Annotated in this window: 9 protein-coding genes; 8 read left to right on the forward strand and 1 reads right to left on the reverse strand. The window is 50.1% G+C overall.

The genetic code is table 11. From position 1 onward, the window contains the following. Positions 1 to 9: 9 nt before the first annotated feature. Positions 10 to 96 (reverse strand): leu operon leader peptide, encoded by an 87-nt coding sequence (gene leuL / locus FDW94_RS10870; RefSeq protein WP_048998978.1) that lies wholly within the window; start codon positions 94 to 96, stop codon positions 10 to 12. Between the two features lie 654 nt (positions 97 to 750). Here leuL and leuO point away from each other — a divergent pair. The 8 genes from leuO to ftsI form a co-directional block, all read left to right on the forward strand. Beyond that, a complete protein-coding gene (gene leuO, locus FDW94_RS10875) occupies positions 751 to 1,698 on the forward strand; it encodes a transcriptional regulator LeuO (RefSeq protein WP_020996231.1) in 948 nt (315 codons plus the stop codon). A gap of 318 nt (positions 1,699 to 2,016) precedes the next feature. Continuing rightward, the gene (ilvI, locus tag FDW94_RS10880) at positions 2,017 to 3,741 is read left to right on the forward strand and encodes an acetolactate synthase 3 large subunit (protein ID WP_020996230.1); all 1,725 of its coding nucleotides are present in this window, start codon (positions 2,017 to 2,019) and stop codon (positions 3,739 to 3,741) included. Between the two features lie 2 nt (positions 3,742 to 3,743). Next, a complete protein-coding gene (gene ilvN / locus FDW94_RS10885; protein ID WP_003829566.1) occupies positions 3,744 to 4,235 on the forward strand; it encodes an acetolactate synthase small subunit in 492 nt (163 codons plus the stop codon). A 264-nt stretch (positions 4,236 to 4,499) separates the two neighbouring features. After that, on the forward strand, positions 4,500 to 5,504 hold the full coding sequence (gene cra, locus FDW94_RS10890) for a catabolite repressor/activator (protein WP_003018794.1): 1,005 nt from the start codon (positions 4,500 to 4,502) through the stop codon (positions 5,502 to 5,504). Between the two features lie 613 nt (positions 5,505 to 6,117). Further along, a complete protein-coding gene (gene mraZ / locus FDW94_RS10895) occupies positions 6,118 to 6,576 on the forward strand; it encodes a division/cell wall cluster transcriptional repressor MraZ (RefSeq protein WP_003018792.1) in 459 nt (152 codons plus the stop codon). A gap of 1 nt (position 6,577) precedes the next feature. Then, positions 6,578 to 7,519, forward strand: coding sequence for a 16S rRNA (cytosine(1402)-N(4))-methyltransferase RsmH (rsmH, locus tag FDW94_RS10900; protein ID WP_003018789.1), 942 nt, complete (start codon positions 6,578 to 6,580; stop codon positions 7,517 to 7,519). Further along, on the forward strand, positions 7,516 to 7,881 hold the full coding sequence (gene ftsL / locus FDW94_RS10905; protein ID WP_000625651.1) for a cell division protein FtsL: 366 nt from the start codon (positions 7,516 to 7,518) through the stop codon (positions 7,879 to 7,881). Before rsmH ends, ftsL begins: the two co-directional genes overlap by 4 nt. 15 nt (positions 7,882 to 7,896) lie before the next feature. Next, positions 7,897 to 9,473: peptidoglycan glycosyltransferase FtsI (gene ftsI, locus FDW94_RS10910; protein WP_249358419.1), on the forward strand; the 1,577-nt coding region annotated here is incomplete at its 3' end.

The raw sequence follows: 9,473 nt of genomic DNA on the forward strand, positions 1-9,473 counted from the left end.
GGAGTTGACTTAATGCTGAATGTCGTCCACCAGTCTACCGCGCAATGAAGATGCGTTTAGTAGTAGTAGACCGTTAAAACGAGCAATGTAAGTCATCAATTAAGCTCCAGGCGAATGCGATATGCTTTTAGTGGTACTGGATATGAAGACTGATGTCAACCCTCACTCCTGCAAATGCCTTACTTGAGGGGAGAAGTTTCTGCAAAACTTAAGCGAATTGTGCTGAATTTTTCGGAGTACATAAAATTAATCAGTTGATGGTTGTAAATACTTTTCATGGTTTGACATATTTGAGCATAATTATTTGCATTTATTGTAACGGCGAACTGAAGAAAAGGTCGCTCTTGGGATTTCATATCTTTATGATTTATCTGTTCTTATAGTAATCATGAATGGCTATGGGCAGTGTAACACCACATAATTGATAAATTAATGTTAACTTTTAATGTATTAATAATATAAACATTTAATTAAAACTTAAATACGTATTCACGATACGTATGATTGTATATTCGCCATGCTTATGGTTATATTGTTTTTGAAATTTAAACATATGAATCACCGTGCAGTGACACCTGCCACACTGCGCTCGCATTGGTTTTTTGTTCATTTAGGTTTGTGCCTTTATGTTTTCCTAATTTTAATGTTTTTTCTTTTTCTCATCTTATATGTATGGTAAATCATATTAACGGAGATTATTTCTTCACTCCGTCTGGGAAAAGGGAGTTTAGAGTGACAGTGGAGTTAAATATGCCAGAAGTAAAAATAATAGATAAAACAAATATTATAGATATGGGGAAGCCACAGCTTCGCATGGTTGATCTTAATTTATTAACCGTCTTTGATGCGGTGATGCAAGAACAAAACATTACCCGTGCCGCGCATACTTTAGGAATGTCGCAACCTGCTGTCAGTAATGCGGTCGCGCGCCTGAAAGTGATGTTTAATGATGAGCTTTTTGTTCGTTATGGACGCGGTATCCAGCCGACAGCAAGAGCCTTCCAGCTATTTGGTTCTGTTCGCCAGGCATTGCAATTAGTGCAAAATGAACTGCCTGGATCGGGTTTTGAGCCAGCCAGCAGCGAGCGCGTATTCAATCTTTGCGTATGCAGCCCATTGGATAATATTCTGACGTCGTTGATTTATAATCGGGTTGAGCAAGTTGCACCAAACATTCATGTCGTATTTAAATCTTCACTCAATCAAAATACAGAGCATCAATTACGTTACCAGGAAACAGAATTCGTTATTAGCTATGAAGAATTCCGTCGTCCTGAATTTACCAGTATTCCGTTATTCAATGACGAAATGGTGTTAGTCGCAAGTAAAAAGCATCCACGCATTAGTGGTCCGTTATTGGAAAGCGATGTCTATAATGAACAGCATGCGGTGGTGTCACTTGATCGCTTCGCATCATTCAGCCAACCATGGTATGACACACCGGATAAACAATCCTGCGTAGCTTATCAGGGCATGGCATTAATTAGCGTTCTTAATATTGTGTCGCAAACGCATTTGGTCTCTATTGCGCCGCGTTGGTTAGCAGAAGAATTTGCCGATTCTTTAGAACTACAGATCTTACCTTTACCGTTAAAATTGAACAGCCGCACATGCTATCTTTCCTGGCATGAAGCCGCGGGCCGGGATAAAGGACATCAATGGATGGAAGAGCTGTTAGTCTCCGTTTGTAAGCAGTAGCACTTGGCAGAGTAAACCGGACAATACATCCTGTTTATTCTGCTTTTGTCTTTATAACTGAAATTTTATGCTGAACTCTATTTTTTACGTCTGTCCAAAAGTGTCAAAAAATAGAGTAATTGCTGTAAGTTCCCATTTTTAAGCGATTATTTATCATACTGATTGCTTATGCTGGTTTAATTCTCCGTTTATTCGCGTCTTTCCTCCTTTTTATTCTTATTTACTCCAGTGACACCCCTTCGGAGTCAATTGCCATGCGTCATCGTCAGCGGTTAATGTGTTGTTAAACCGTAATTCATTATAAGAGTGAGGCAAGCCATGGAGATGTTGTCTGGAGCCGAGATGGTCGTCCGATCGCTCATCGATCAGGGTGTGAAGCAGGTATTCGGTTATCCCGGGGGGGCCGTCCTCGATATTTATGATGCGCTGCATACGGTCGGCGGTATTGATCATGTGCTGGTCCGCCATGAACAAGCGGCGGTACATATGGCTGATGGCCTTGCGCGTGCCACGGGAGAAGTGGGGGTCGTATTAGTTACCTCCGGACCGGGGGCGACCAACGCGATTACCGGAATCGCAACGGCTTACATGGATTCCATTCCGCTGGTGATCCTCTCCGGACAGGTCGCAACGTCGCTGATTGGCTACGATGCCTTCCAGGAGTGCGACATGGTAGGTATATCCCGCCCGGTGGTAAAACACAGCTTCCTGGTCAAACAAACGGAAGATATCCCGCAGGTGCTGAAAAAAGCCTTCTGGCTGGCAGCAAGCGGTCGTCCTGGGCCGGTGGTGGTGGATTTGCCGAAGGATATTCTGAATCCGGCGAAGAAACTGCCTTATAGCTGGCCGGACTCGGTGAGTATGCGCTCGTATAATCCGACGACGACGGGGCACAAAGGACAGATCAAACGGGCGCTACAGACGCTGGTCGCGGCGAAGAAACCGGTTGTCTATGTGGGCGGTGGCGCGGTCAATGCTGCTTGCCATGAGCAGTTAGCTCAGATTGCTGAAGCGCTGAATCTGCCGGTTGTCTCCTCGCTAATGGGGTTGGGCGCGTTTCCTGCCACGCATCGTCAGGCGCTGGGCATGTTAGGGATGCACGGTACCTACGAAGCGAATATGACCATGCATCATTCCGATGTGATCTTTGCTGTCGGCGTTCGCTTTGACGATCGAACGACAAATAACCTGGCAAAATACTGTCCGAATGCGACCGTGCTGCATATCGACATCGATCCGACCTCTATTTCTAAAACCGTTACTGCGGATATTCCGATTGTGGGTGATGCCCGTCTGGTGCTGGATCAAATGCTCGAACTGCTGGAGCAAGAGAAATCACAGCAGCCACTGGATGATAACCGTGACTGGTGGCAACAGATTGAGCACTGGCGCGCCCGTCAGTGTCTGAAATACGACACGCAAAGCGAAAGCATTAAGCCGCAGGCGGTGATTGAAACCATCTGGCGTCTGACGAAAGGGGAAGCGTATGTGACCTCTGACGTTGGCCAGCATCAGATGTTTGCCGCACTTTATTATCCGTTCGATAAACCGCGTCGCTGGATTAACTCAGGCGGCCTCGGCACGATGGGATTCGGTTTACCTGCGGCGTTAGGGGTGAAAATGGCATTGCCGGATGAAACGGTAGTGTGCGTCACCGGGGATGGCAGCATTCAGATGAACATCCAGGAGCTGTCGACGGCGCTGCAGTATGAACTGCCGGTGCTGGTGCTCAACCTTAACAACCGTTATCTCGGCATGGTCAAACAATGGCAGGACATGATCTACTCCGGGCGTCACTCCCAGTCTTACATGCAGTCGCTGCCCGATTTTGTGCGCCTTGCTGAGGCTTATGGGCATATCGGTATCCAGATTAATCATCCAGATGAACTGGAGAGCAAGCTGGGTGAAGCGCTGGAGCATGTGCGTAACCATCGCCTGGTGTTTGTCGACGTCACCGTCGACGGCAGTGAGCATGTCTACCCGATGCAGATTCGTGGGGGCGGGATGGATGAAATGTGGCTAAGCAAAACGGAGAGGACCTGATTATGCGCCGGATATTATCAGTATTGCTGGAAAATGAGTCGGGTGCATTGTCGCGGGTGATTGGCCTCTTCGCCCAGCGTGGTTACAACATTGAAAGCCTGACCGTCGCGCCGACCGACGACCCCACCTTATCGCGGATGACGATTCAGACGGTAGGGGATGAGAAAGTCCTTGAGCAGATCGAAAAGCAGCTCCACAAACTGGTGGATGTTCTGCGCGTTAGCGAGCTGGGGCAGGGTGCCCACGTTGAACGAGAAATCATGCTGGTGAAAATCCAGGCCAGCGGTTATGGCCGGGAGGAGGTGAAACGCAACACGGAGATTTTCCGCGGGCAAATCATCGATGTGACGCCGTCTATCTACACCGTACAACTGGCGGGCACCAGCGACAAGCTGGATGCGTTTCTGGCAACCTTGCGTGAAGTCGCCAAAATTGTGGAAGTTGCTCGTTCCGGTGTGGTGGGACTCTCCCGTGGCGATAAAATTATGCGCTAATCGTCAACCGTAGGCCTGGTAAGCAAAGCGCTATCAGGCCTCATCGTGGAGGTCATGCCGGATAGCGGCATAAACGCCTTATCCTGCCTGCAGGTAACGAACCCGCTTTCGCTGATGCTACCTGCTGCGCTTTTTTTTGCGAAATCAGCAGTAACCAGAGACAAAAGCGGTTGCCGCAGTCATTATTCTGCGCTTAGATGTTAAGAAGTTTAACCCATGCCATCTAAAAGGTTATGGTTTGTACATTTTACGCAAGGGGCAATTGTGAAACTGGATGAAATCGCTCGGTTGGCCGGCGTTTCGCGAACGACTGCAAGCTACGTTATTAATGGCAAAGCAAAGCAATATCGCGTAAGCGACAAAACGGTTGAAAAAGTCATGGCGGTGGTGCGTGAGCATAATTACCACCCGAATGCCGTGGCGGCCGGGCTGCGTGCTGGACGCACACGTTCTATCGGGCTGGTGATCCCGGATCTTGAGAACACAAGCTATACCCGGATCGCAAACTATCTGGAACGCCAGGCGCGTCAGCGTGGGTATCAGCTGTTGATTGCCTGCTCTGAAGATCAGCCGGATAACGAAATGCGCTGTATTGAGCATCTTTTACAGCGCCAGGTCGATGCCATTATTGTGTCGACTTCTTTGCCGCCTGAGCATCCGTTCTACCAACGCTGGGCAAATAGTTCATTCCCGATTGTGGCGCTGGACCGTGCACTGGATCGCGAACATTTTACCAGCGTTGTGGGTGCGGATCAGGATGATGCGGAAATGCTGGCAGAGGAGTTACGCAAATTCCCTGCTGAAACCGTCCTCTATCTGGGCGCGCTTCCTGAATTATCCGTCAGTTTCCTGCGCGAGCAGGGTTTTCGTACCGCGTGGAAGGACGATCCGCGTGAAGTCCATTTCCTGTACGCCAACAGCTATGAGCGGGAAGCGGCTGCGCAGCTGTTTGATAAATGGCTGGAAACGCACCCAATGCCTCAGGCGTTGTTTACCACGTCGTTTGCCCTGTTGCAGGGCGTGATGGATGTGACCCTGCGTCGTGACGGGCAGCTGCCGTCTGATTTAGCGATTGCGACTTTTGGCGATCACGAACTGCTCGACTTCCTGCAGTGCCCGGTACTGGCAGTGGCACAGCGCCATCGTGATGTCGCAGAACGCGTGCTGGAGATTGTACTGGCAAGTCTGGACGAACCGCGTAAACCAAAACCAGGTTTAACGCGTATACGGCGTAATCTGTACCGTCGCGGTATTCTCAGCCGTAACTAAGTTTCCTCAATTGATGACGTCGGCGGGATAAGCCTCTGACGTCTTCAATTTTTCTATTCTCAGAAATAACCGCATTATATTTAAGAATATTCTTTAGAATTATCTGAAATTCATTCTTGAAATACCCCGAATTAAAAATGCAACTATCCATTTTTGGGTTATTGATACGTAACGACGCGTTACGCTTGTATTATTTTGTTACATGCTTGTATGGATTTGCCGAATTAACAAACACTTTGCTCTCGTATTGCGGCCATCTGGTGCTTACCTCGGCTCTGCGCGGCGTACAGACCGATTAACTGGTACTGTTAACTCGCTGCATATTGTCCTAAAATGCCGCTCGCGTCGCAAACTGACACTTTATATTTTCTTTGGATGATATTCAGTTGTTTTAAACAATGATGAGTTGTTGGATTTTTTTCTTACAAATATTCATGACGTTAATTTGCTTCGTTTGCTGTACGGAATTTGTTCAACGCTGATATTAGCCGTAAACAATGGGTTTTTTGCTCCGCTAAGCGCCGCGACTTGCTTGACAAGGTTTTCCTCCGCTCCGTAAACTCCTTTAAGTGGGAATTTGTGGGATAAAGTGGTAATTGGGGGTGAGACTGGCATGTTCCGGGGAGCAACGTTAGTTAATCTCGACAGTAAAGGGCGCTTATCCGTGCCTACCCGTTATCGGGATCAACTGCTTGAGAGCGCTACCGGTCAAATGGTTTGCACCATTGACATCCATCACCCGTGCCTGCTGCTGTACCCCCTGCCTGAATGGGAAATAATCGAGCAGAAGCTATCGCGTCTGTCGAGCATGAATCCAGTTGAGCGTCGCGTACAGCGCTTATTGTTGGGTCATGCCAGCGAATGTCAGATGGATAACGCTGGTCGATTACTGATAGCACCCATTCTGCGGCAACACGCAGGGCTAACGAAAGAAGTGATGCTGGTTGGGCAGTTCAATAAGTTTGAGCTGTGGGATGAAACGACCTGGTATCAACAGGTCAAGGAAGATATCGACGCTGAGCAGTCTGTTACTGGCGCGTTGTCGGAACGATTGCAGGATTTGTCTCTATAAAATGACGGAAAATTATAAACATACAACGGTGTTGCTGGATGAAGCCGTAAACGGCCTGAATATTCGTCCAGACGGCATCTACATTGACGGGACATTTGGTCGCGGCGGTCACTCACGTCTGATCCTCTCCCAGCTTGGCGAAGAGGGACGTTTACTGGCAATCGATCGCGATCCGCAGGCTATTGCCGTTGCAAAAACGATTACTGATCCCCGTTTCTCCATCGTACATGGACCTTTCTCTGCGCTGGCTGACTATGTCGCCGAGCGTGGACTGACCGGTAAGATCGACGGGATTCTTCTCGATCTCGGCGTTTCTTCACCGCAGCTCGATGATGCAGAGCGCGGTTTCTCGTTTATGCGTGACGGTCCGTTAGATATGCGTATGGACCCAACACGCGGTCAGTCAGCGGCCGAATGGCTGCAAACCGCCGATGAAGCAGACATTGCCTGGGTGATTAAAACCTTTGGCGAAGAGCGCTTCGGCAAACGCATTGCGCGCGCCATCGTGGAGCGCAACCGCATCGAACCGATGACCCGCACCAAAGAGCTGGCGGAAGTTATTGCAGCGGCAATGCCGGTGAAGGACAAATTCAAACATCCCGCGACCCGTACCTTCCAGGCGGTGCGCATTTGGGTGAACAGTGAACTGGAGGAGATAGAGCAGGCGCTAAAAAGCTCGCTCAGCGTGCTGGCTCCAGGTGGTCGCCTTTCGATCATCAGTTTCCATTCGCTTGAAGACCGCATTGTGAAACGCTTTATGCGTGAACAAAGCCGTGGTCCTCAGGTACCGGCTGGAATACCGATGACCGAAGCGCAGATCAAAAAGCTGGGCGGCCGTGAGTTAAGAGCACTAGGCAAGATGATGCCGGGTGAAGAAGAGGTAGCTGAGAATCCTCGTGCCCGTAGTTCAGTTCTGCGTATTGCAGAGAGGACGAACGCATGATCAGCAGAGTGACAGAAGCCCTCAGCAAAGTTAAAGGATCGATAGGAAGCAACGAGCGCCATGCCTTGCCTGGCGTGATCGGTGACGATCTTTTGCGGTTTGGGAAGCTGCCACTCTGCCTGTTCATTTGCATTATTTTGACGGCGGTTACCGTCGTGACAACAGCACACCATACGCGGTTACTGACTGCGCAGCGTGAGCAGCTGGTTCTGGAGCGAGATGCGCTGGATATCGAATGGCGCAACTTGATCCTTGAGGAGAACGCGCTCGGCGACCATAGCCGTGTTGAACGGATCGCAACGGAAAAGCTGCAAATGCAGCATGTCGATCCCTCACAAGAAAATATCGTAGTACAAAAATAAGGATAAACGCGACGCATGAAAGCAGCGGCAAAAACGCACAAACCAAAACGCCAGGAAGAACAAGCCAACTTTATCAGTTGGCGTTTTGCGTTACTGTGCGGCTGTATTTTGCTGGCACTGGGTTTTCTGCTGGGGCGCGTTGCCTGGCTGCAAATCATCGCGCCGGACATGCTGGTGCGTCAGGGTGATATGCGCTCTCTACGCGTCCAGGAAGTGTCTACATCACGCGGAATGATTACCGACCGCTCTGGTCGCCCGCTGGCGGTGAGCGTTCCGGTTAAAGCGATATGGGCCGACCCGAAAGAAGTACATGATGCAGGCGGCGTGAGCGTTGGCGAACGCTGGAGAGCGCTGTCAACCGCGCTGAATCTCCCGCTCGATCAACTGGCTTCCCGCATTAACGCCAACCCGAAAGGGCGCTTCATCTATCTGGCGCGTCAGGTAAACCCTGACATGGCCGACTACATCAAGAAACTGAAGCTGCCAGGTATCCACCTGCGCGAAGAATCCCGCCGTTACTATCCTTCCGGAGAAGTGACTGCTCACCTCATCGGCTTTACTAACGTCGACAGCCAGGGGATTGAAGGCGTAGAGAAGAGCTTCGACAAGTGGCTCACCGGACAACCGGGCGAACGTATTGTACGTAAAGACCGTTATGGCCGCGTCATTGAAGATATCTCCTCTACCGACAGCCAGGCGGCGCATAACCTCGCGTTGAGCATTGATGAGCGTTTACAGGCACTGGTCTACCGTGAACTGAATAACGCCGTGGCGTTCAACAAGGCGGAGTCAGGCAGTGCGGTACTGGTGGATGTAAACACCGGTGAAGTGCTGGCCATGGCCAACAGTCCGTCCTACAACCCGAACAATCTCACCGGTACGCCAAAAGACGCGATGCGTAACCGTACCATCACCGACGTGTTTGAACCGGGTTCTACCGTTAAACCGATGGTGGTGATGACCGCGCTGCAGCGTGGCGTGGTTCGCGAAAATACCGTCCTCAATACTATCCCTTACCGAATTAATGGTCACGAAATCAAAGACGTGGCGCGTTATAGCGAATTAACCCTCACCGGGGTTTTGCAGAAGTCGAGTAACGTCGGTGTTTCCAAGCTGGCGTTAGCGATGCCGTCCTCAGCGTTAGTAGATACTTACTCACGTTTTGGGCTGGGAAAAGCGACCAATTTGGGGTTGGTCGGAGAACGCAGTGGCTTATATCCTCAAAAACAACGGTGGTCTGACATAGAGAGGGCCACCTTCTCTTTCGGCTACGGGCTAATGGTAACGCCGTTACAGTTAGCGCGAGTCTATGCAACGATCGGCAGCTACGGCGTTTATCGTCCACTGTCGATTACCAAAGTTGACCCTCCTGTTCCGGGTGAGCGTATCTTCCCGGAAGATACCGTGCGTACCGTGGTGCACATGATGGAAAGCGTGGCGCTGCCGGGCGGCGGCGGCGTGAAGGCGGCCATTAAAGGCTATCGCATCGCTATTAAAACCGGTACAGCGAAAAAAGTAGGGCCGGATGGCCGCTACATCAACAAATACATTGCTTATACCGCAGGCGTTGCGCCTGCGAGTCAGCCGCGCTT

Source organism: Citrobacter sp. wls757 (assembly GCF_005280935.1).
Lineage (GTDB): Bacteria > Pseudomonadota > Gammaproteobacteria > Enterobacterales > Enterobacteriaceae > Citrobacter > Citrobacter portucalensis.

Excerpts from the sequence above, each read along its gene's own strand:
- leuL (WP_048998978.1), bottom strand. The coding sequence starts at position 96 with ATGACTTACATTGCTCGTTTTAACGGTCTACTACTACTAAACGCATCT.
- leuO (WP_020996231.1), top strand. The coding sequence starts at position 751 with ATGCCAGAAGTAAAAATAATAGATAAAACAAATATTATAGATATGGGG.
- ilvI (WP_020996230.1), top strand. The coding sequence starts at position 2,017 with ATGGAGATGTTGTCTGGAGCCGAGATGGTCGTCCGATCGCTCATCGAT.
- ilvN (WP_003829566.1), top strand. The coding sequence starts at position 3,744 with ATGCGCCGGATATTATCAGTATTGCTGGAAAATGAGTCGGGTGCATTG.
- mraZ (WP_003018792.1), top strand. The coding sequence starts at position 6,118 with ATGTTCCGGGGAGCAACGTTAGTTAATCTCGACAGTAAAGGGCGCTTA.
- rsmH (WP_003018789.1), top strand. The coding sequence starts at position 6,578 with ATGACGGAAAATTATAAACATACAACGGTGTTGCTGGATGAAGCCGTA.
- ftsL (WP_000625651.1), top strand. The coding sequence starts at position 7,516 with ATGATCAGCAGAGTGACAGAAGCCCTCAGCAAAGTTAAAGGATCGATA.